25 protein-coding genes and 2 tRNA genes are annotated in these 19,776 nt (G+C 65.7%); 14 read left to right on the top strand and 13 right to left on the bottom strand.

Going from position 1 to position 19,776, the window contains the following annotated elements; all coding sequences use genetic code 11:
* A partial coding sequence (locus Q8P38_00135; GenBank protein MDP4013021.1) for a transposase occupies positions 1-580 on the top strand: 580 nt, incomplete at its 5' end.
* A gap of 195 nt (positions 581-775) precedes the next feature.
* Here the strand turns inward: Q8P38_00135 and Q8P38_00130 are convergent.
* A complete protein-coding gene (locus Q8P38_00130) occupies positions 776-1,630 on the bottom strand; it encodes a pentapeptide repeat-containing protein (protein ID MDP4013020.1) in 855 nt (284 codons plus the stop codon).
* A gap of 220 nt (positions 1,631-1,850) precedes the next feature.
* On the opposite strand from Q8P38_00130, the gene Q8P38_00125 reads away from it, so the two are divergent.
* Complete coding sequence (locus Q8P38_00125; protein MDP4013019.1) at positions 1,851-2,759, top strand: patatin-like phospholipase family protein; 909 nt, start codon at positions 1,851-1,853, stop codon at positions 2,757-2,759.
* A gap of 201 nt (positions 2,760-2,960) precedes the next feature.
* Here Q8P38_00125 and dapD read toward each other — a convergent pair whose 3' ends face one another.
* Positions 2,961-3,923, bottom strand: coding sequence for a 2,3,4,5-tetrahydropyridine-2,6-dicarboxylate N-succinyltransferase (gene dapD, locus Q8P38_00120; protein ID MDP4013018.1), 963 nt, complete (start codon positions 3,921-3,923; stop codon positions 2,961-2,963).
* Between dapD and dapE the strand changes: the two genes are divergently transcribed.
* The gene (gene dapE, locus Q8P38_00115) at positions 3,924-4,994 is read left to right on the top strand and encodes a succinyl-diaminopimelate desuccinylase (GenBank protein ID MDP4013017.1); all 1,071 of its coding nucleotides are present in this window, start codon (positions 3,924-3,926) and stop codon (positions 4,992-4,994) included.
* A gap of 92 nt (positions 4,995-5,086) precedes the next feature.
* On the opposite strand, the gene Q8P38_00110 is transcribed toward dapE, so the two are convergent.
* Positions 5,087-5,962 carry a TIGR00730 family Rossman fold protein gene (locus Q8P38_00110; protein MDP4013016.1) on the bottom strand — a complete coding sequence of 292 codons (876 nt, stop codon included), beginning with the start codon at positions 5,960-5,962 and terminating at the stop codon, positions 5,087-5,089.
* Between the two features lie 17 nt (positions 5,963-5,979).
* A complete protein-coding gene (folP, locus tag Q8P38_00105; GenBank protein MDP4013015.1) occupies positions 5,980-6,795 on the bottom strand; it encodes a dihydropteroate synthase in 816 nt (271 codons plus the stop codon).
* Between the two features lie 182 nt (positions 6,796-6,977).
* On the opposite strand from folP, the gene Q8P38_00100 reads away from it, so the two are divergent.
* On the top strand, positions 6,978-7,274 hold the full coding sequence (locus Q8P38_00100) for a DivIVA domain-containing protein (GenBank protein MDP4013014.1): 297 nt from the start codon (positions 6,978-6,980) through the stop codon (positions 7,272-7,274).
* On the opposite strand, the gene Q8P38_00095 is transcribed toward Q8P38_00100, so the two are convergent.
* The gene (locus Q8P38_00095) at positions 7,271-7,438 is read right to left on the bottom strand and encodes a DUF3117 domain-containing protein (GenBank protein ID MDP4013013.1); all 168 of its coding nucleotides are present in this window, start codon (positions 7,436-7,438) and stop codon (positions 7,271-7,273) included. The two genes, Q8P38_00100 and Q8P38_00095, sit on opposite strands and share 4 nt — an antisense overlap.
* A gap of 111 nt (positions 7,439-7,549) precedes the next feature.
* Positions 7,550-8,200: an O-methyltransferase gene (locus Q8P38_00090; GenBank protein ID MDP4013012.1), complete on the bottom strand. Its 651-nt coding sequence runs from the start codon at positions 8,198-8,200 to the stop codon at positions 7,550-7,552.
* Positions 8,201-8,282: 82 nt separating this feature from the next.
* Between Q8P38_00090 and Q8P38_00085 the strand changes: the two genes are divergently transcribed.
* Positions 8,283-9,533, top strand: coding sequence for a trypsin-like peptidase domain-containing protein (locus tag Q8P38_00085; protein ID MDP4013011.1), 1,251 nt, complete (start codon positions 8,283-8,285; stop codon positions 9,531-9,533).
* Positions 9,534-9,576: 43 nt separating this feature from the next.
* On the opposite strand, the gene Q8P38_00080 is transcribed toward Q8P38_00085, so the two are convergent.
* A complete protein-coding gene (locus Q8P38_00080; protein MDP4013010.1) occupies positions 9,577-9,798 on the bottom strand; it encodes a zinc ribbon domain-containing protein in 222 nt (73 codons plus the stop codon).
* Between the two features lie 63 nt (positions 9,799-9,861).
* Between Q8P38_00080 and Q8P38_00075 the strand changes: the two genes are divergently transcribed.
* Together Q8P38_00075 and Q8P38_00070 are read left to right on the top strand one after the other, a co-directional pair.
* Positions 9,862-10,989, top strand: a complete 1,128-nt coding sequence (locus tag Q8P38_00075; GenBank protein ID MDP4013009.1) for a hypothetical protein — start codon at positions 9,862-9,864, stop codon at positions 10,987-10,989.
* 86 nt (positions 10,990-11,075) lie between these two features.
* Positions 11,076-11,149, top strand: a tRNA-Arg gene (locus Q8P38_00070).
* 70 nt (positions 11,150-11,219) lie between these two features.
* On the opposite strand, the gene Q8P38_00065 is transcribed toward Q8P38_00070, so the two are convergent.
* The 4 genes from Q8P38_00065 to Q8P38_00050 form a co-directional block, all read right to left on the bottom strand.
* Entirely contained in the window at positions 11,220-11,501 is a 282-nt protein-coding gene (locus tag Q8P38_00065; protein ID MDP4013008.1) for a hypothetical protein, read from the bottom strand.
* Positions 11,502-11,537: 36 nt separating this feature from the next.
* Positions 11,538-12,704 carry a saccharopine dehydrogenase NADP-binding domain-containing protein gene (locus tag Q8P38_00060; protein ID MDP4013007.1) on the bottom strand — a complete coding sequence of 389 codons (1,167 nt, stop codon included), beginning with the start codon at positions 12,702-12,704 and terminating at the stop codon, positions 11,538-11,540.
* A gap of 56 nt (positions 12,705-12,760) precedes the next feature.
* Positions 12,761-13,384, bottom strand: a complete 624-nt coding sequence (locus Q8P38_00055; GenBank protein ID MDP4013006.1) for an RcpC/CpaB family pilus assembly protein — start codon at positions 13,382-13,384, stop codon at positions 12,761-12,763.
* Between the two features lie 115 nt (positions 13,385-13,499).
* A complete protein-coding gene (locus tag Q8P38_00050; GenBank protein ID MDP4013005.1) occupies positions 13,500-13,835 on the bottom strand; it encodes a zinc ribbon domain-containing protein in 336 nt (111 codons plus the stop codon).
* Between the two features lie 133 nt (positions 13,836-13,968).
* On the opposite strand from Q8P38_00050, the gene Q8P38_00045 reads away from it, so the two are divergent.
* Together Q8P38_00045 and Q8P38_00040 are read left to right on the top strand one after the other, a co-directional pair.
* On the top strand, positions 13,969-14,430 hold the full coding sequence (locus Q8P38_00045; GenBank protein MDP4013004.1) for a CrcB family protein: 462 nt from the start codon (positions 13,969-13,971) through the stop codon (positions 14,428-14,430).
* A 2-nt stretch (positions 14,431-14,432) separates the two neighbouring features.
* Positions 14,433-14,795: a CrcB family protein gene (locus tag Q8P38_00040; protein MDP4013003.1), complete on the top strand. Its 363-nt coding sequence runs from the start codon at positions 14,433-14,435 to the stop codon at positions 14,793-14,795.
* 25 nt (positions 14,796-14,820) lie between these two features.
* Here Q8P38_00040 and Q8P38_00035 read toward each other — a convergent pair whose 3' ends face one another.
* Positions 14,821-15,582, bottom strand: a complete 762-nt coding sequence (locus Q8P38_00035) for a 5-formyltetrahydrofolate cyclo-ligase (GenBank protein ID MDP4013002.1) — start codon at positions 15,580-15,582, stop codon at positions 14,821-14,823.
* A 38-nt stretch (positions 15,583-15,620) separates the two neighbouring features.
* Here Q8P38_00035 and Q8P38_00030 point away from each other — a divergent pair, with 38 nt between their 5' ends.
* From Q8P38_00030 to Q8P38_00010, 5 genes are all read left to right on the top strand, one after another.
* Entirely contained in the window at positions 15,621-16,532 is a 912-nt protein-coding gene (locus tag Q8P38_00030; GenBank protein MDP4013001.1) for a UTP--glucose-1-phosphate uridylyltransferase, read from the top strand.
* Between the two features lie 5 nt (positions 16,533-16,537).
* On the top strand, positions 16,538-17,740 hold the full coding sequence (locus tag Q8P38_00025) for a molybdopterin-binding protein (protein MDP4013000.1): 1,203 nt from the start codon (positions 16,538-16,540) through the stop codon (positions 17,738-17,740).
* Positions 17,737-18,393 (top strand): GNAT family protein, encoded by a 657-nt coding sequence (locus Q8P38_00020; protein ID MDP4012999.1) that lies wholly within the window; start codon positions 17,737-17,739, stop codon positions 18,391-18,393. Before Q8P38_00025 ends, Q8P38_00020 begins: the two co-directional genes overlap by 4 nt.
* Positions 18,394-18,433: 40 nt before the next feature.
* Positions 18,434-19,285 carry a hypothetical protein gene (locus tag Q8P38_00015; GenBank protein MDP4012998.1) on the top strand — a complete coding sequence of 284 codons (852 nt, stop codon included), beginning with the start codon at positions 18,434-18,436 and terminating at the stop codon, positions 19,283-19,285.
* 86 nt (positions 19,286-19,371) lie between these two features.
* Positions 19,372-19,448, top strand: a tRNA-Ala gene (locus Q8P38_00010).
* A gap of 43 nt (positions 19,449-19,491) precedes the next feature.
* On the opposite strand, the gene Q8P38_00005 is transcribed toward Q8P38_00010, so the two are convergent.
* On the bottom strand, positions 19,492-19,776 hold a 285-nt coding region (locus Q8P38_00005), incomplete at its 5' end, for a hypothetical protein (protein MDP4012997.1).

The following is a 19,776-nucleotide window of genomic DNA, read 5'->3' as shown; positions in this document are numbered from 1 at the left end:
GCTGCCCGACGCCGTGCAGGTAGCTGACACATTTCATGTCCGCGAACACGCGAACACGAAACTTGACCAGTGCCGACGCCGGGTCCAGAACGCCACCATGGGTCACCGTGGACGCAAGAACGACCCCCTCTACCGATGCCGCAGACTCCTGACCAAAGCCGACGAGCGCTTGAGCGAGTCCGGCACCAGCAAACTCCTGGGCCTGCTGGCAGCAGGAGATCCTGACGGTGACGTTGCGACTGCTTGGCGGGCCAAAGAAGCCGTCCGCGATATCTACACTCACACCAACGCGACCCTGGCCATGGAATGGACCGAACGCTTGGCCACTGAACTTACCCGTCCCGATCAACCGATCGAGGTCCGCTCCCTGGGACGCACGCTGAAGCGCTGGAAACATCAGATCGTGGCCTGGCACCAAGCCCACGTCACCAACGGCCCCACCGAGGCCGTGAACAACCTGATCAAACGGGTGAAGCGAGCCGCTTTCGGGTTCACCAGCTTCCGGAACTACCGCATCCGCTCACTGCTCTACGCGGGCAAACCCAACTGGGACCTACTCCCAACCATCACACCCCACTGAAATCCGAAGAGCCTGGAATCCTCAGTTCGCTCGACGAAGCTCGGGACGGAAGATGCATCTGCCGCAGCTTGACGGAACTGCCGGGGGGGCTCCGCGCTCGTGGCGGGGTTGGCGGGCGATTCCGGCGCGCTTAGAACTACAAGCTATTGGCGTTGCCGAAGACGCGTGCCTCCGGCGGTTCGGTAGACCGAGGACCTACTTGCACTTCCCGATTGATTTCCCCGCGCATACTCGGCCATCGGTCCAAGTCGCCCCGCTCAGGTTCGCCCCTTCCAGGTTCGCGTCCGGCAGTTCGGCCGAGGACAGGTTCGCTCTAGTCAGGTTCGCTTTGGGCAGGTACGCCCCGCTCAGGTTCGCCCCGCGCAGGTTCGCCCCTTCCAGGTTCGCGTCCGGCAGTTCCGCCGAGGACAGGTTCGCTCTAGTCAGGTTCGCTCCGGACAGGTCCGCCCCGAACACGACCGCCTTAAACAGGTTCGCATTGGCCAGGTTCGCTTTGGGCAGGTACGCCCCGGCCAGGTCTGCATTGGCCAGGTTCGCCTCTTTCAGGTCCGCCTTAAACAGTTTCGCATTGCCCAGGCCCGCTTTGGTCAGGTTCGCTCCGGACAGGTCCGCCCCGCTCAGGTCCGCCTTAAACAGTTTCGCATTGCCCAGGCCCGCTTTCGTCAGGTTCACCTCGGTCAGGTTCGCCCCCTCCAGGTTCGCCCCGGGCAGGTCCGCCACCTTCAGGGTCGCCCCGACCAAGTTCGCTCCGGTCAGGTTCGCCTTGGTCAGGTTCGCCCCGAATAGGTTCGCCTTCGGCAGGTCCGCTCCGGCCAGGTTCACCTCGGTCAGGTTCAGATTGGCCAGGTCCGCTCCGCGCAGGTCGCAGTTGGATAGGTCGGCTTTGGGCTTCTTGGGGATGTCCGAGCAGTCTCGGAGGGCTGGGGCCTGTGTGGTGGGCGTCGTCGCCACGTCGCGGGCTGGTTCGGTGTCGGGTTGGCTTGAGCACGCGCCCAGTGCTAGGGCGGCGCTTACGGCGAGGGTTGCGATTCCTATTCGTCTACCGTGCATGTTGGCAGTATGCCTTGGTTCGGCCCGGGTTGCTCCCCCAAAGTGGGACTCAAGGCCAGCAGCCTCAGCTTGGGTGTGTCAACCCTCGGGAACCCACCTTTCGTACCACCGGGCATCGTCGAGGCGATCAGGGCATCCTGGGACTCTCGATCGCGCGCGGTGGCGCCCTGGCTCAGATCGTGCTTCGCCGTGAGGGTCGCCACAGAAACGGAGGAGACGGATGTCCCTCATCGATCTCGCAAACTCGCTTCCGAAGCCCGTCGCTTTCGTGCTCGGAGGTGGCGCCACCTACGGTGCCGTGCAAGTCGGCCACCTGCGGGCATTGGCACTGACCGACATCGAGGCCGACCTCGTCGTGGGTACATCGGTTGGATGCCTGAACGCGGCCGCGTACGCCGAGGACGCGCATGCCGCCCCCGCGCGGCTCACGGAGCTGTGGTCGACGATCACGCACAACGAGGTATTCGGGACGACCCTCGGAATGGCGGTCAACTTCGTCTCGCGCAAGGCGTCCGCGAGCCCCAACGTCGGGCTGCGCGCGGTGATCCACAGGGCGATCACCGCTCGGAAGTTCTCCGACCTAGCCCTCCCGCTCACTGCTGTAGCCACTGACTTCGACACCGGAGAGGTCGTCGCGATGAGTGAGGGCGACCTCGTCTCCGCGCTCATGGCGAGTTCGGCGATCCCGGCGGTCTTCCCGCACGTCCGGCGCGACGGCCGGAACCTAGTTGACGGCGTTCTGGTCGCGAACGTACCGATCGCTGTGGCGGCGGCTAGGGGCGCGGAGACCATCGTTGTCCTGGATTGCGGCTTCACCGTCGTCGCACCCAGGCGTGATGACACGTACACAGGGACGCTGATCCGCTCGGCGGCGATTGTGGCTGCACAGCAGGTTCGCAGGGATTTGGAGAAGGTGCCGGAAAAGACCGTGCTTTACCTCCCAGGGCCGTGGCCAATCGGTTCCCGCCCGGACGACTTCGGCTGCAGCGCGGAACTTGCGGCAGCTTCCTACGACCTCGCTCTAGAGTGGCTCAGTGCGCTGCGGATCGACGGGCCGGGCCACTACGGCGAGCCGCCGTCCGAATTCCTGAAGAAGCGCGCCGCCGCGAACGGGGCACAAGGCGCCTAGTTGATCTGCGCGGCCGCGCTGCCGACGGCTCAGCGTCTTCGGTGGATGCCGCGTTCGTCGTCAGGGCCGACGTTGTTGCGGTGGGCCGACGTTGTTGCGGTGGGCCGACGTTCTGCTGGGTGTCTTGCGCAGGAGTTTCGGCCATCCTCCACAACGTCCGCCAACCGGCCGCGCTGTCGCCAACCCGCGCAGGTAAGGCGTCTAGTTCGACCGGTGCAGGGCCTGGTTCAGTCCGCCCCACGATCCGCTGCGAGGCACCGCTTCGAGAGCCCCGCTGACCGAGTTCCGGCGGAACAGCAGGCCGGGGGCTCCAGACAGCTCGCGCGCGCGGACGACATCCCCGTCCGGAAGGGTGATCTTGGCTCCGGCCGTGACATAGCAGCCAGCTTCGATCACGCAGTCGTTGCCGAGGCTGATGCCCAGGCCCGCGTTGGCTCCGATGAGGCAGCCTTCTCCGATCGAAACCACTTCGCGTCCGCCGCCGGACAACGTGCCCATGATCGAGGCGCCGCCGCCGATGTCGGTGCCGTCCCCGACTACGACACCGGACGAGATTCGGCCCTCGACCATTGACGTTCCGAGGGTTCCGGCATTGAAGTTGACGAAGCCTTCGTGCATGACCGTCGTGCCCGGCGACAGGTACGCGCCGAGCCGCACCCGGTCGGCGTCGGCGATCCGAACCCCAGAAGGCGTCACGTAGTCGACCATCCGCGGGAACTTGTCGATGGAGTAGACCGCCATCGAAGTCCCACGTGATCTGGCGAGCAACCGAACGCGGGCCAAGTCCGACACCGGGACTGGCCCCAGCGACGTCCAGCCGACGTTAGGAAGCAGATCCATGATTCCGTCAAGGTTGATGGTCCGTGGCCTCACGAGGCGATGCGAGAGCAGATGCAGGCGCAAGTAGGCGTCGGCGGCGTCCGCGGGCGGGGCCTGCAGGTCATCGACCACGGTGCTGATCGTCCGAACCGACACCTCCCGGATCATGTCCGTGGCTATGGCGCCAGAGATCCCGGGCACGTCTGGCGCGGTGCTGCCCAGCGCCGGGGCTGGGTACCAAACCTCCAGGACAGACTCACCTGACACAGTGGCCAGTCCAATTCCGGCGGCGGGTCCGAGGGCAGGTTCCAGCAGTGATTCGGTCATCACGGATACCGTACCCATGTGAGCCTCCCCATAGAGCTTGATCTGTCCGGCGATGTCGTACAGCTGACTGGGGCCTTGGTCGACGTTCCGAGCGAATCGCGTGGCGAGGGACCAATCGCGGATCTGGTCGAATCGGCTCTTCGCCGACTCGACCACTTGGACGTGATCCGCGATGGCGACTGCGTGATCGCCCGTACGCACCTGGGAAGACCGAGCCGGGTCGTGCTCGCGGGGCATCTCGACACCGTGCCGTCAGCGGGGAACCTGCCACACAGAATCGTCGGTGAGCAGATGTTCGGGCTCGGTGCGTGCGACATGAAGGGCGGCGTCGCCGTCGCACTCAAGGCCGCCCACGCTGTAACCAATCCGAGGCAAGATGTCACGTTCGTCTTCTACGACTGCGAAGAGATCGAGGCGGCGGCCAACGGGCTGGGCAGGATCGCCGGGCACTCTCCTGATCTGTTGACCGCTGACTTCGCGGTCCTGCTGGAGCCAACCTGCGCGCTGGTCGAAGCCGGCTGTCAGGGAACGCTGAGAGTCGGAGTGCGGATACAGGGGCGACGGGCACACAGCGCCAGGCCGTGGATGGGGTCGAACGCCATTCACGCCGCTGGCGAGGTTCTGGGACGGCTCGCGCACTACGAACCTCGCGTGGTCTTAGTGGACGGGTTGGAGTTTCGCGAAGGGCTGAGCGCCGTCGGGATCACCGGAGGAGTGGCTGGGAACGTCATCCCCGATGAGTGCCTTGTGACCGTCAACTACCGGTACGCGCCGGTCATGACGTCAGACGAGGCCATCTCCCACGTAAGGGATGTGTTTACCGGCTTCTCCGTAGAGGTCCTCGACCATGCGCCGGGGGCGTTACCCGGTCTGGACCAGGCGGCCGCGCGGGAGTTCCTCGCGGCCGTGGGCGGAAGTCTGCGGCCCAAGTTCGGCTGGACCGATGTGGCTCGCTTCGCCGCGCTGGGGATTCCCGCCGTGAACTTCGGGCCCGGCGACCCGTCGGTCGCGCACTCCCCTGACGAATCTGTCGCGCTCGACCAGTTGCGCTACTGCCAGGACCGCATCGTGAGCTGGCTATCGGGCTGAACCTCGGTACCGGGCTGCGGGGATCGGTCCTGCGGCGTAAGGCTTGAAGCCGCAGCCCAGTGCCGCGTCGGCGCCCGCGGAGTGAGGGTGGATCAGCTCCCGTCGGCGCCTTCGTCGGCTCGCCGGGCCGTCTCTTGCTCAAGCGTGGTTCGGCGCTGGATCCCGGCCTCGTCGCTTTCGAGGGACGCTCCGGCGGGGACCTGATCCTGAGCTCCGGATAGACGTTGCCGGGCCTGGTCGGCATCAGCGATGATGCGGACGGCCTCCTCGGGGGAGTCGGTCACGTCTATGAGGTCCAGGTCACCTGGACTGATCGACGATTCGCCAACCAGGGACCTCTCGATCCACTCCAGCAGTCCAGCCCAGTAGTCCGAGCCCAACAGCACAACCGGGAAGGCCGTGACCTTACGCGTCTGTACCAGGGTCAGCGCCTCGAACAGCTCGTCCATCGTGCCGAAGCCGCCTGGCAGCACGATGAAGCCCCGGGCGTATTTCACGAACATCGTCTTGCGAGCGAAGAAGTAGCGGAAGTTGATGCCCACATTCACCCAGTCGTTCAGCTCCTGTTCGAACGGAAGCTCGATGCCAAGGCCCACAGATCTGCCGCCGGCTTCGCAGGCGCCCTGGTTGGCCGCTGCCATGATCCCGGGCCCACCACCAGTGATGACGGCATACCCGGCGCCGGCCAGATGTCGGCCGAGTTCCACGCCAAGCTTGTAGTAGGGATGATCGGGAGGCGTTCGTGCGCTGCCGAACACGCTGACCGCCGGGCCGATTTCGGCGAGGGCGCCGAAGCCCTCAACGAATTCGGATTGGATACGCAAGACGCGCCATGGATCTTCGTGCACCCATTCGGTGACGGGCGCCCGGACGTCCAGCAGGCGTTGGTCGTGCGTGCTTCCCGCGGGCTCACTGGATCGGACCATCAAGGCGCCGACTTGCTTGGCAGCGGGGCGAATAGGTGCCACGGATCCAAGCTAGAGGATCAGCCCAGTCCTCGGAGCTCGACTTCGGGAGAACGATCCCCTTTGATGCAGGCGATCATGTCCAGGGTCTGCCTGGTCGCCGCCACGTCGTGTGTGCGCCACACGCGGGCGCCCAGCCAGGCCGTGATCGCGGTGGCGGCCAACGTGCCCACAAGGCGGTCAGCGGGGTCAGTTAGGCCGAGACTCTCACCGACGAAGTCCTTGCGTGACAGCGACATGAGCACTGGCCAGCCCGTAGCGACGATCTTGTCCGTTGCTCGCGTGGCCAGCAACGATTGGCGAGTGACCTTCCCGAAGTCATGTCCTGGGTCGATCAGGATGGACTCCCGAGGTACCCCCAAGCGCAGCGCCCGATCGGCGAGCGCCGTAGTGCGCGCGACTATGTCACCGACGAGATCCGCGTATTGAGGGTGGTAGGGCCGGGTCCGGGGGGCTTGGCCGCCCGTGTGCGTGCAGACGATTCCGGCCTTGTGCTCAGCGGCCACCGCTGCCAGATGCGGATCGAAACCACCCCAGGCGTCGTTCAGCAGATCGGCTCCGTCGCGGCAAGCGGCCTCGGCCACCTGCGAACGCCAGGTGTCCACGCTGATCACGACGTCGGGGTGGCGGTCGCGCACTTCGCCGACGAAGGGAACAACGCGACGGATCTCCTCCTCCGGCGTCACCTGAGGGCCCGGGCCAGCCTTGACCCCGCCTACGTCGATGATGTCCGCGCCTTCGGCAACGGCACGGTCAACGGCTTCGTGGGCGGCATCGTCGCAGAACGTCGCGCCACGGTCGAAGAATGAGTCTGGAGTCCGGTTGATGATTGCCATGATCAGCAGGCGGTCGTCCGGAAACTGCCGGGATCCCAAGGTCAGCACGGCGATTCGTCCGCCATCTCGTTCATCCCACTGAGCCGATCGGCCCCGGGCGCCGCAGCGGAACGTCTGCTCACCCGGCTAGTCTCACATCCGGTGAGGCGAGTTGTATCCGGCGGGAGAGGCGGGGAACAGGAATGAGCTACGTATTCGTGCTTCTTGGCTTGATTGTCACTTTGGGGGCCGCGCTTGTACTGCTAGGCAGGATCGACGCGACGCCGCGCACTGGTCGGCCCGCGCCACAGACATTCCCCCCTGATGGGGGATGGACCGCAGAATCGGTCGAGCGACTCAAGTTCCGGGTCGTCCTGCGCGGATATCGGATGGACGAAGTGGATTCAGCCTTGGCCTCCATGGCTCAGGAACTTCGTTCCCGAACAGCCGAGCTGGAACTCGCCGCCGCACACGAAGATTCTGGAGCCGAAGAGACCTAGCCGACTATCGCCTGGAGCTGCGCCCCGAGGTCGCTGGCTTCGGCTGCTGACAGTTCGAGGACAAGCCGACCTCCGCCCTCAAGCGGGACTCGCGTGATGATCCCCCGTCCCTCCTTGGTCACCTCCAGTGGGCCGTCACCGGTCCTGGGTTTCATGGCAGCCATGCCAACCCCTTCCTTCCCTAGCGGGCAACTCGGTCCATTATTCCCGACGAGTGCGACAGATCACACAAGGCTCGGCGGCGCGTACCGTCCGGAACCGCGAGCAAGTGGTGTTCATCCCTTCACAACGGCGAGCAGAAGGCCATCTCCAACTGGGGCGAGAACCGGAGTCAAAGCCTCGTCGGCCCGGATTCTGTTGAGGATCTCGCGCAGACCCATTGTCTCCGCATCCCGCTGGGACGGGTCGGCGACGCGACCTTGCCAGAGCGCGTTGTCCAAAGCGACCACACCGCCCGGGCGCAGCAGGCGCAGCGCCTCGTCCAGATAAAGGCCGTACTCCGCCTTGTCCGCGTCGATGAGGACCATGTCGTACGCGGAGTCAGTCAGCCTCGGAAGTACCTCCATCGCCCGGCCAGCGATCAGCCTGAACCGGCCGGGAGGGATGTCAGCGGCCGCGAACGCGTCACGGGCCACCCGTTGGTGGTCGACCTCCAGGTCGATAGAGGTCAGGACACCGTCCTCGTCCATGCCGCGCAGAAGCCAAAGGCCTGAAACTCCAGCCCCTGTTCCCACCTCGACCACGTGGCGTGCATGGATCGACTGGGCCACGAACCTTAGTAGCGCACCGGACCCGGCAGCGATCGGCACGCAGCCGAGCAGTTCGGCTTGCGCTCGGGCGTTGAGCAGAGGATCGTCCTCGGAAATGTATGAGTCGGCGAACTTGAGGCTGTCGGCCTGAAGTTGGGTCGGCGGCTTAGAGTCCATTGGTACCTCCGGGGCCGAGTTGGTGGCGTGGTTCTTCGGACACACATAGGGTAGCTGGGGACGAACGAACGGTGGTGAGGGCATGACCGAGCCTGGCGATTGGCCTGCGCCTGCGGGCGAACCATTCCCCAGCGGGTCAGGGGCGCCCGCGGAAACGTCTGCTCTTGGGCCGTCAGGATGGTGGCAGCCGACCGAGGAGATGTTGTCTCCAGCTCCGGTTGGAGAGTCGGCGCCTGGAGACGCGGCACAGAGCGTCTCGGCGCCCGCCGGTGGCGAGCCGCCGAGGTCCCGCTCGATCGCCGCCGCCGTGGTGGCCGGGCTTCTGGCTGGAGTCGTGGGGGGAGCTGGGGCGTACGCGGTGGCCGATTGGGCCGGTGGCGAGGGCGTGGCGACAGTGCTGCCAGCGAACCAGCCATCAGGGGAATTGCCCGCGCTGAAGGCGGGCAGCGTCGCTGCCATCGCGGATGCCGCCTTGCCGTCGGTCGTGTCGCTAGCGGTGACTGGCAAGGGCGAGGGCGTCAGCGGTTCCGGATTCGTTCTTCGAAGTGACGGCTACATAGCGACGAACAACCACCTGATCCAGGATGCCATCGGAGGCGGCCAGATCGTCGTGACCTTCAATGATGGTTCCTCGGTCGATGGCGAGATCGTTGGCCGATCGGCGTCGTATGACCTGGCCGTTGTGAAGGTTGCCAGGAAGGGGCTCCGAGTCGCGCCGCTAGGCAACTCGAACGCTGTGCGCGTTGGCGATCCCGTGGTAGCGATCGGGTCTCCGCTCGGTCTGACCGGCACGGTGACCACAGGGATCATCTCCGCTATCAACCGCCCCGTCACGACCGGTGGTTCGGGGGATCAAGCCTTCATCTCGGCGCTTCAGACCGACGCGGCCATCAACCCTGGGAATTCAGGCGGCCCCCTCCTGGATGCTGAGGGTCGAGTAATAGGTGTCAATTCGGCCATCGCCGCGATCGCTGTGGGTCAAGAGCAGGCGGGCTCGATCGGCCTTGGTTTCGCTATCCCGATCAACCAGGCGAAACGCGTGACAGACGAGATCATCGCTGGCGGCAAGTCGCCGACCCCCATCATCGGTGCGTTCTTGGATACTGAGTTCTCAGGGCCTGGGGCGAAGGTGAAATCGGTGACTGAGGGCGGGCCCGCGGCGGAGGCCGGGATACAGAAGGGGGATGTGATCACGGCCGTCAACGGGCGCCCGGTGACCGGGGCGATAGAACTCGTCGTGGCTATTCGCTCTCACGCGCCCGGCGAGAAGATCACGTTGTCTGTGAAGGGGAAGGGCGAAGTCACTGTGACGCTGGGCGTCAGCAACGAGTAGGTCGACCGCGTTGCGGGCTGACTCTGCGCCTGGCGCCAGCGACTTAGCCGCAGCCTCCGCCTCCGCAGCAGCCGTCGGGCATCTCGCCGTTGGGGCAGCCGACCGGGGCGCGTCGGTCGGATCGGATGTTTCCCGCGATCGAGAGCAGCCGGACGGTGTCGTCATGGCCTTCTGGGCAGCAAGCTGGGTCGTTTGAAGCGGACATGGGTCGCGCCTCGGTGAACGTGTCGCCGCAGGCCCTGCAACGGAATTCGTAGGTCGGCATGAATCAAGTGTAGGTGCGTTCCCGCCGACCGGATGAATCGTCGGGAATGGATACGATCACAGCGTGGTGCGTATGGGACTGGTGTCGGAATCGCAGGCGGGACCTCGTGGCGCGGCGGCGCCCGACAACGCGATCATCTTGCACATAGGCGTGCACAAGACCGGAAGCACGGCCCTGCAGGCAGCCCTAGCGGCGGCCCGGCCGGACCTTCGGGAGCGGGGGATCTCATATCCAGGCGGAACGATTCAGGCCCATCACGCGGCGGCGTGGGCCGCGGGGGGACGCACATTCGGATTCGGGGATGAGGCGGACCGGCCACGCCGGTGGAGTTGGTTGCGACTGGTTGGAGCTGCCCGCCTGCACCGGGGCCGCGTGGTGATCAGCAGCGAGTTCTTCGGTCGCATGCGTCCTCAGGCAGTGAAGCGTGTCGTGGACGGCCTTGGTCCGAGACGCGTTCATGTCGTAGTCGCTGTCCGCCCGCTCTCAGGACTGCTCCCGGCATCATGGCAGCAGTACCTGAAGTCGGGCTTGTCGACGAACTACGACGAGTGGCTGCGGGACGTGCTGACGCACAAGCGTCCACTGACGACCCCAGGCTTCTGGGCGCGCGCCGACTATCGGCGGATCGTGCGCAGATGGCTAGCGGTGGTGCCGCCGGAACGGTTCACCGCTGTCGTGCTGGATCCTGGGCAGCCGGGTCTGCTCTTCGACACGATGGAAGACCTGCTGGGCTTGCCCGTCGGATGGCTCGGCCATTTCGGTGACGAGAAGGCGCGTAATCGGTCGCTGACCGCGCCGGAGGCTGAGCTGATGCGACAGGTGAACGCGACCGTTGGGCAATCCATGGGTTGGCGTGCGTACAAGGAGCGGATTCGTCGAGGTGCGATTACGCACGTTGTACAGGAACGGATCCCGCCTTCTGACGAGCCGGGGATCGTGACTCCCGCGTGGGCACTGGACATCGCTGCTCGTCGGCAACGCAGGGACTTACGCGCGCTGCGGCGGTCCGGCATCGACCTGAGAGGCAATCCCGGCGCGCTTCGGGAGCCGGTGGTGGCGGCGGACTCGCCTGTCTACGACGCGTCGCGGGTACCGGTGGACTTGGCTTCGATGGCTGTCGCGGCCGCTGCTGGCTTTCGGTCGGACGGACAGCGCGTTCCTGACGCGAAGACGGGCGGGGCCGTAGACTGACGCGTCGAAGCCAGCGCGGCGTGGGCGCCAAATCGGTTTGCACGCCTGGCAGACCGCCGACCATGCGGATGTACAACTGAATCCCTGCCCCGTTAGCTCAGTCGGATAGAGCGACCGCCTCCTAAGCGGTAGGCCACAGGTTCGATTCCTGTACGGGGCGCCTCGTGATTTGGGGCTCGCCTGGCATGTCGGTGGGTTCGTGAGGCAGCGTGAGTGCGGTGACTTCAGGCTCAGTCGTACTGCGAACTGACGCGCGAGGCGCCCGCGTAGGAGCTGATGTCGACGAGGAACGCCAGAACCACCAGGAACCAGGCGAATCCCCCGACCTCGCCGAGCGACCAGTACAGCAGGACGTAGACCAAAGTGGTGTACGGCAGGAACAGAAGGCCGACCAGCGGCAGCAACCATTCGTAGGAGAAGGCCCGCTGTACGACGTCACCGAAGATCCAGATCAGGATTAGCGCGACTCGGGGGAAGAAAGCTCCAAGCGCGACAGTCAAGCAACCGCACATGCGGTCACAGTAGCGGGTGATGCGCCAAACGCGCCGTCAATCGGATGCCGAGGCCAGGTCCTCGTCCACTTCCGCAAGACCGAGCGCCATGCACCCGCTCACAAGGGCATTCAGGCCGAACGCGTCGATCGGGCCTAGGGCTCCCAGTCGCTGCTCGGCCCGACGAGACAGCATGCGCGCCGCCCAGGCCAGCAACTGGCCGGTCAAATCGTAGGGGTTGGGCCCTTCGACTCGCACCGAAGCCAGTCGCGTGCCGTCAGATGAGAAGGCTTCGGCGATCGTGATTGACCGGGCACTGGAGCGCTGTTCGGGACTTGGACCCTTCGCCGACGAGCCACCAAGTGCGGTACGGACAACGGCCCCCATCGCTGACGCCATCCCTGGAACTTGAAGGGCGTTGGAAGCCAGTGCGCCCGCCGCCGACGCCGCTTTGGACCAACGTCCTGTCCAGCCGAGATGGACATTGACGTCCAGCAGCTTCGGAGCCAGTCTTGGCAGCGCGTAGTGCTCGGTCCCGCCGATGCTCACCCCATCGCGTCGCTGGTCGCCGACTTGGAAGGACCGCACGTTCGCGCTCGAACGCTGCGGGACGACCTTTCCGTCAACTAGGGCGAAGGAAGGTTCCAGGAGGATTCCCGCCGCGCTCGCTAGGGTTCCACCGCTGGGAGAGAACGGCCCGGAGATGAAGTAGCCAACATCAACGCGCGTCGCGGTTTCACCACGCTCGTCGAGCCTGTCCAGCAGTATCCCAGCGGCGAGGTTGCCGGGGACGTAGTCATAGCCGCATGCGGTGAGCAGGCGAGCACCGGTGCTCTCCGCTCGCGGTCCGTAGTCCTCGAAGATCCGTTTGATGAAAGCTGGCTCACCCGTGGAGTCGACGTACGCTGCCCCGGCGTTGACGGCGGCCTCTACTGCTGCCCCCCCGTGCTGCGTGAAAGGTCCGACCGTGCTTATCAAGACGTCATCGGGCGAATGGAGCAGAACTCGGACGCTGCCGGGATCGCTGGCATCCGCCAGTTCGTACTTCGGTGGCCTGCCCCCGGGCGCGAGCGCGTCCAATTCCGAAGCGAGTGCGTCCAGGGACGAACGGGATCTTCCGACCAGCACCGGAGCTGTACCGGAAGAAACCAGGGTCCTCGCGGTGATCCGTCCGGTGTATCCCGTCGCACCGAACAGGACGACTCGGCCAGGGCTTGGGCTCATGGCGTCAGACTACGCGGGCACCTCCCGGCTCACGGACCCGGCGAGGTTCGCGATCGTCAGCGGATCGCGACCGCCACATGGTCGGTTGGCCTAGCGGCGGCGAGGGCGTCGGCTGTGGGCGGATCGACCGACAGCAGGACTATCGCTCCTGACTCGGCCATGTTGGAACCGCTGAGCGGTCCGGAATCGTCGCGGGCCGGGACCGCTAAGACCTCGACGTTGCCTGCCAGCGTCACGGTCCGCCCCTGCTCAGACAGGCCCGGGGAGGACAACACGTCCACTCGGTCACCGGAGTGCAGCAGTGCCGCCACTCGCTCGTCACTAATCTTCAGCGGGAAGACGAGCTTGCCCGGCACGGCCCGCACATCGCCAGACGGGACAAGGCGCGTGTCCGTTATCGGCTCGCCGACCGACATCGGGCCACGGAGAGTCCGCCCTACCGCTTCAGGAATCGGCGTCGTTGTGAGGCCGAGAGTGTCGTAGGCGGTAGTGAGGTCGCCCTCAGAGATGGTCGCGCCGGATGGCAGATCCCGCGACGCGACCGTCACGGGGTGGGTTGCCGCGGCCGTCTCTTCCGAAAGCCACGAAGTGACGGCGGCAGCTGCCAGCAGTACCGCCAGGCAGACTCGGATCAGGCGACCGTGCCGCCAGATCAAAGCTCGCAATCGCGTTGATGTCATGGACGGTGAGGCTAGTTCCTATCGGCCAGAACCCGCTTGAGTTATCCACAGGGGGGCGCGGGGAGGGACGGGGAGGGACGGGGCGGGACTGGGCGGGACTGGGCGGGACGGCGTGCTAGGCGCTAGCTCCAGCCGTCGCTGGCGCGGGCTTGAGCTTCTCCTTGGCGCCGTCGGCTGGCTTGGTCTTCTCTTTGGTCGCGCCATCGGAGGGCTTGGGTGAGTCCTTCGCGCTGGCGGGTGCCGGGGTCGTGGACGCTTTCCGGCGTGCTTCGTTGCGCGAGTCGGTCCGATAGAACCCGGAGCCCTTGAATACGACTCCGACGCTGCCGAACCGCTTGCGCAGACTTCCGCCAGGGCATGCGGGGCAATCTGTTAGGGCTGAGTCGGTGAAGCTCTGAACGGCTTCTGTCAGCTCTCCGCAATCCGAGCATAGGTACTCGTAGGTTGGCATGTCTCCTCCGCGCCGGGCCTGGCACTCCTTTGTTCTGAGTGCTAACACTATCCGATGCGAGAGTGTTCCCCGCCCGCTCGCGCGAATGCCATCACATGCGACGGAGCTCGCGGGCTTCGCTAGCGTCAGGCGTGTGGAAACCGATGTGGGGGTACCCCCGCGAGGCGGGGAAGACGCGCAGCCACGTCTCGTCACGGTCGTCGGATTGGTGGCGGCGGGCGGTGCGTTGGGGGCGACGGTTCGCTACTCGGTCGAGACCCTCATGCCCCACGCGCCGATGAGCTTCCCGGTCGCGACGTTCCTGGTGAACTCGGTGGGATGTCTGCTGATGGGGTTGTTCTTGGGTCGGCTCAGCGTCCTGGGCAACGTCCCTCCGCACTTGACGCCTGCCATCACGACGGGGTTCCTTGGGGGCCTGACGACGTTCTCGTCGTTCGCTTCGGAGATCGTCCTGATGTCGCATGGAGACGTGATTTCGCAGGGAGACCTTCCGGAGATGGCCGTGATCTACGCCGTGGCGACATTGACCGTGGGCTTGTTACTCGTCAAGGGTGGCTGGATGTTCGCGCGCCTATCCCCAAAGGCGGGGGGATAGAAGTGCTGGAGATCCTGTTGGTGATCGTCGGCGGCGCCGTCGGCGCCCCGTCCCGGTTCCTCGTGGACAGGTGGGTGCAGAAGCACTTGGTCGCTCATCATCCGCAATACATCCCGTTGGGCACGCTCGTGGTCAACGTCCTTGGTTCCGCGGCGCTTGGCGCGGTGATCGCTGAGGGCGGAGCAGTACTTACAACGCTCGCCGGAGTCGGATTCTGCGGGGCGTTCACGACATTCTCGACCTTCGCCGCGCAGACCGATGAATCGGTGCGTGAAGGGCGGCCCATCACCGCGGCGGTGAACGTCGTGGCTAGCGTGGTCCTCTGTGTTGCCGCGTTCGCGATCACGTGGGGACTGCTGCGCTAGGTCCGTAAGGCCGACGTTCGAGCGTTTAGACAACGCCCTCGCACCGCGCCAGTCCGTCCTCGGTCAGTACGGCGTCGACCGGGATGTCGTGGGGGGCAGATGGAACATCCACGAGCTCCGCAGGTCGCACGACCCCGACCAGCAACGGCCTCGTGACTGAACCTGGCTCACCATCGCGCCAGCCCTGCAGCAGCCTGTCGTAGAAGCCGGGACCGTAGCCAACGCGCGATCCCGACACCGGGTCAATGGCCAGCGCCGGAACCAGTATCAACCCAACTCCCGCCGCCTCCAACGGCTCGGTGCCAAGACCGAGAGACCGACCGGGTGGCCGCGGGATACGCGCGGAGCAAACCATTACGTCACCGTCTGCCGCAACCCACTCGAGTTCAACGCCGACTGGGCGGGGCAGGAGCACCGAGCTGCCTCGACGCGCGAGCTCGTTCAGCAGAGCGCAAATGTCCGGTTCTCCGGCTACTGGCTGGAAGGCCGCCACAGCAGGCGGCGGAGTCGTCGCAAGCGCGGGGCCTGAAGCGGCAGTGTCGCGGGCCGGAGTGCTGCGGGCCTGGCGGACGGCGGCCAGCACCTCATCGACCCTGGCAGCGAGCAGTGCGCGACGCCTAGCTCGCACGGCATAGGTTTCAGCGCGCCGCTCCGCGCGGAAACGCTGCCGGATCCGGTCCTTGGCGGCGGCGATGTCATCGGTCTGCACCGCTCCATGATCGGCCATGGCTCCGGCGGGCAGGTCGCTGGTCCGCACCGCCGGGTGCGTCTCGCCTTGCGCCGTCATTCCCGCACACGGCGCGTCGACACCGTAAGGTCGCTGTCATGAGCGTTCACAAGATTCACAAGGCAGTCATCCCGGCAGCCGGACTCGGCACGCGGTTCTTGCCGGCGACCAAGTCCGTTCCCAAGGAGATGCTCCCCGTGGTCGACACGCCCGCGATCGACTACATTGTGCGCGAGGCAGTAGTCGCGGGGCTGAACGATGTCTTGCTCATCGCGGGGCGGGGCAAGGGGGCCATCGAGGACTACTTCGATCACAACGTCGAGCTTGAACAGATGCTCGCCGAGAAGGGCGATGCGCAGCGTCTCCAGATGGTCGAGTCACTCACCAGGCTGGCCAAGGTTCACTCGGTGCGGCAGGGCAAGGCGCTCGGCCTTGGGCATGCCGTGCTCATGGCTGAGAAGCACGTTGGCGGCGAGCCGTTCGCTGTGCTCCTTGGCGATGACCTGATCGACGACGCCAACCCCGTCCTGGAGACGATGGCGGAGGCGAGGCAGAGGCTTGGTGGCTCCGTCATCTGTCTGATGGAGGTTCCTCAGGAGTCCATCTCCCTGTACGGAGTCGCGGCGGTCGAGCCGACGGATCAGCCCGACATCGTGCGAGTCACTGACCTAGTGGAGAAGCCGCCCGCGGATGAGGCCCCTAGCAACTTGGCGATAATCGGGCGATATGTGCTGAACCCAGCGGTGTTCCCAGTCCTGAGGAAAACGCCGAAGGGTCGCGGCGGCGAGATTCAGCTGACTGACGCGCTTCGGGATCTAATCACGATGAGTCCGGAGGATGGCGGGGGAGTCCACGCGCTGCTGTTCCGGGGTCTTCGCTATGACACAGGTGACCGGCAGTCCTATTTGGAGGCTGTGGTCCGGCTCGCCTGCAAGCGGCCTGATTTGGGCCCGGCGTTCAGGGCGTGGCTTGAGGACTTCGTGGACAGTCTCCGATCCGGGGGGGAGTGATCACTGTGGCGCAGGTGAATGGACCGGACAAAGGGTTCGAGCAGATGCTGGCCGGGATCACAACGTTAGAGCCGCTTGACGTAACGCTCGGCGACGCGCGGGGATGCCAGATCGCACAGGATGTCGTCGCCTCGGCGCCTATGCCTAGTTTCTCGGTCTGCGCGGCGCCAGGCTTCGCGGTTCGCTCGCAGGACACTGGCGGCTCGGTTGAACTGAAAGTAGTTGACGAAGTGCCGGCCGGCTACGCCCCAACAGCCGCTGTGACTGAGGGAACCGCGATCAAGGTCGCGGCTGGAGCGCAGCTTCCCGCTGGAGCTGACGCTGTGGCTCCGCTGCGCCAGTCAACGGCTGAGCAAGGAGTAGTGGTGATCCGGGGGTCGGTGGCGCCCGGATGCGACGTCATCGCCGAAGGAGCAGTCGCCGCGGAGGGCCAGGTACTCGTGGCCGAAGGCACGACCGTGGATGCTCGCGTGGTTGGAGTCCTGGCCTCTATGGGCAGTGCACGCGCTCTCGTACGACCGCGCCCCAGAGTCGTGATCGTCTCGGTCGGCGCGGAACTGCGCCAGGCTGGCGCTGATGTCAAGGACGGCCTGCTGTACGACGCGACAGGCTGGATGCTCGCCACGGCGGCGGACGAAGCCGGGGCGCTGTCATACCGCGTGGGACCGATCGGGGATGACATCAGGACTGTGGCCGACACGTTGGATGACCAGCTCGTGCGGGCGGACCTCATCGTCGTGTGTGGAGGGATCGCCAGCCCCGATGACTCGGTCAGGTCTCACCTGGAGCAGTTCGCGGACGTGTCCTTCGACGACGAGTTGGCCAACGTTGGGGTGTTCGGCTACGGCAAGTTCGACGATGACGACATCCCGGTGGTGGCTCTGCCGGACGACCCGGCCAGCGCGTTCGTGCTCTTCACGGCCGTTGTGCGCTCAATCATCGGGGCCATGTTGGGCCGCCCTCCGGAACGTCTGAAGTCGGTTGTGCTATCGGATACGCTCGAATCGTCCGGCGGATCGCTCGGCCTGCGGCTCGCGAAGCTATCGGGGGGTGGCAAGGCGGTCCCCGTAACATTCGAACGACCGACAGTTCTGGATCTGATGGAGGCTGACCTTCTGATCAGGGTTGGCCCAGGTGCTCGAACGATCCCGGCCGGGGCGAGCGTGACAGGTCTGCGACTGCGACCTGGGGCCAATCGCACGGCATGAACCCAATGCGGGCCGATGTGGTCCTCGCGGACGGGGACATCGTCTTGCGGTTGCCGCGTCGCCGGGACGCGCGCGCCTGGGGGGATGTGCGCGTGCGAAACGCCAGCTGGCTGCGCCCCTGGGACGCCACGCTCCCCGCGCCCGACCCAAGCGTGCCCACTACCTTCGCGGCCATGGTCCGGTACAACCATCGGGAGGCCAGGGCGGGGCGAATGTGGTCCTTCTCGGTGTTCTACTCCGGGCGGCTGGTTGGCCAGGTGACTCTTGGCGGTGTGAGCTACGGATCACTCAGGTCCGGCTACGTTGGCTACTGGATCGATGAGGGAGTAGCTGGCATGGGCATCATCCCAACCGGCGTGGCCCTGGTCTCGGACTTCGCCTTCAGCTCGCTCCGACTTCACCGGCTGGAGATCAACGTCCGGCCGGAGAACGCGCCGAGTAGCCGCGTGGCGGAAAAGCTCGGCTTCCGGCTGGAAGGCGCGAGGGCTGCCTACCTTCACATTGATGGGGATTGGCGCGATCACGTCACCTATGTGCTGTTCGGTGGAGATCTGCCGGACGGAGTATTGGCGACCTTCCTGGGTTCGGCCACTCCGAGCGAACGGCCTCCGGTTCCCGAAAAGGGGGACGGATCGGACGACACGGGCGGCTAGATCCCGGGCCAGGGCGGATTCGGCCCCTAGCCTTAGCGCTGTGACGGGCCTGATATATGTGATTCTCATCGCACTTTGGGGTGTCGTACTCGTGCCTCGGCTTCTGCGGTATCACGATGAGGGACGCGAGCGCCGCGCATCGGAGCGGCTGCAGACCGCGCTTTCGTCGTTGCGCCCGGCAGGGCAGAGTGAACCCGGTTCCGCTGGGGGATCACTAGAGTCCGCCGCGAGCTGGTCCGAATACGCCAGTTCCCTGATGCAGAGGGGAATCGGTCCGCACTCGCTCACATTCCGCGGAGCGGAGGGGATCAGCCGGGCAGCCAGACGGCGACGCAAGATCGTGGTGAGCCTGGGCTTGGGCTTCGCGGTGTCGCTCGTTGGGGCCGTAGCCGGTGTGCTGCCGGGGTCGTTCGTCGTACTCGTGGGAATGGCACTGGGGTCCTATGTCGCGGCCATGGCCTATGTGATGGGCAGGGGCGTCTCCGGCGTTCGACCGCCGCGGGATCAGGGTGCCGAGGTGGCCGACATTTCGCTGCGCCGCGGGGCCGGTGCGGGTGTTCAACAATCATCTGTTGTCACCGACGGAGTGAGACTGATCAGCGGCGAGGAAGATCGCGAAGGAACGTGGGATGCGCGTCAAACAACGCTTCCCACATACGTCACGAAGCCGAGAGCATCGAAGATCCCGAGGCGGATCGACCTGACCGCGCGCGGTTGGACCGGGGCCGACATGGTGGAGCGGGCGCGCCAGCAGAGGCCGTCTCGCGAGCTTGAGGAACAGTTCGGCATGGAGTGGGCTGCGGTTGAGCCCAACGATATGGCCGAGCTGGAGGAACTCGCATCGCCGTCGGATCACGGCGATGAGTACTACCGCAAGGCCGTCAACGAGTAGACAGCGGAAGCTGGTTCATCGCCGGGGGCGCGTGTCCGTCATCGGCTACCGGTGCGGCTGGCCGTTGCTATCCTTTGTCAGTCCGGGGGGCTGTGGCGCAGTCCGGTAGCGCACCTCGTTCGCAACGAGGGGGTCAGGGGTTCGAATCCCCTCAGCTCCACCATGTGACGTCTGTCCAAACTGGTGCGCCTACCGAGGCGCCGAGTTCAGTCGGTCCGCAGTGGGGTGAACGCGGTTTCGCGCATCTTGATGGTCGCCAGACCGCCGATCGCGCAGAACGCGGCTATGAGCACTCCTGCGGCAACGGTCCCATAGCCAGTGGCCAGAGCTGTCGCGGTCAGTGGCGCGAAGCCTCCGAAGACCGCGGCCGCGATGCCGAAGGGAGCTGCCACTCCCGTGGCTCGCACTGATGGCGGCAGCATCTCTGGGAACGATGTGACAGATCCCGCCGCCCAGGCGCACACCAGCAGAACCGCCAGCAACTGGGCAAC

The organism is Candidatus Nanopelagicales bacterium (genome assembly GCA_030700225.1).
GTDB lineage: Bacteria > Actinomycetota > Actinomycetes > S36-B12.
This window is presented reverse-complemented; position numbering and strand designations above follow the sequence as displayed.

Excerpts from the sequence above, each read along its gene's own strand:
- Q8P38_00050 (MDP4013005.1), bottom strand. The coding sequence starts at position 13,835 with ATGCCAACCTACGAGTACCTATGCTCGGATTGCGGAGAGCTGACAGAA.
- Q8P38_00090 (MDP4013012.1), bottom strand. The coding sequence starts at position 8,200 with ATGGACTCTAAGCCGCCGACCCAACTTCAGGCCGACAGCCTCAAGTTC.
- Q8P38_00030 (MDP4013001.1), top strand. The coding sequence starts at position 15,621 with ATGAGCGTTCACAAGATTCACAAGGCAGTCATCCCGGCAGCCGGACTC.
- Q8P38_00080 (MDP4013010.1), bottom strand. The coding sequence starts at position 9,798 with ATGCCGACCTACGAATTCCGTTGCAGGGCCTGCGGCGACACGTTCACC.
- Q8P38_00035 (MDP4013002.1), bottom strand. The coding sequence starts at position 15,582 with ATGACGGCGCAAGGCGAGACGCACCCGGCGGTGCGGACCAGCGACCTG.
- Q8P38_00085 (MDP4013011.1), top strand. The coding sequence starts at position 8,283 with ATGACCGAGCCTGGCGATTGGCCTGCGCCTGCGGGCGAACCATTCCCC.
- Q8P38_00100 (MDP4013014.1), top strand. The coding sequence starts at position 6,978 with ATGAGCTACGTATTCGTGCTTCTTGGCTTGATTGTCACTTTGGGGGCC.
- dapD (MDP4013018.1), bottom strand. The coding sequence starts at position 3,923 with ATGGGTACGGTATCCGTGATGACCGAATCACTGCTGGAACCTGCCCTC.
- Q8P38_00060 (MDP4013007.1), bottom strand. The coding sequence starts at position 12,704 with ATGAGCCCAAGCCCTGGCCGAGTCGTCCTGTTCGGTGCGACGGGATAC.
- Q8P38_00065 (MDP4013008.1), bottom strand. The coding sequence starts at position 11,501 with ATGTGCGGTTGCTTGACTGTCGCGCTTGGAGCTTTCTTCCCCCGAGTC.
- Q8P38_00020 (MDP4012999.1), top strand. The coding sequence starts at position 17,737 with ATGAACCCAATGCGGGCCGATGTGGTCCTCGCGGACGGGGACATCGTC.
- Q8P38_00125 (MDP4013019.1), top strand. The coding sequence starts at position 1,851 with ATGTCCCTCATCGATCTCGCAAACTCGCTTCCGAAGCCCGTCGCTTTC.
- folP (MDP4013015.1), bottom strand. The coding sequence starts at position 6,795 with ATGGCAATCATCAACCGGACTCCAGACTCATTCTTCGACCGTGGCGCG.
- Q8P38_00130 (MDP4013020.1), bottom strand. The coding sequence starts at position 1,630 with ATGCACGGTAGACGAATAGGAATCGCAACCCTCGCCGTAAGCGCCGCC.
- Q8P38_00095 (MDP4013013.1), bottom strand. The coding sequence starts at position 7,438 with ATGGCTGCCATGAAACCCAGGACCGGTGACGGCCCACTGGAGGTGACC.
- Q8P38_00055 (MDP4013006.1), bottom strand. The coding sequence starts at position 13,384 with ATGACATCAACGCGATTGCGAGCTTTGATCTGGCGGCACGGTCGCCTG.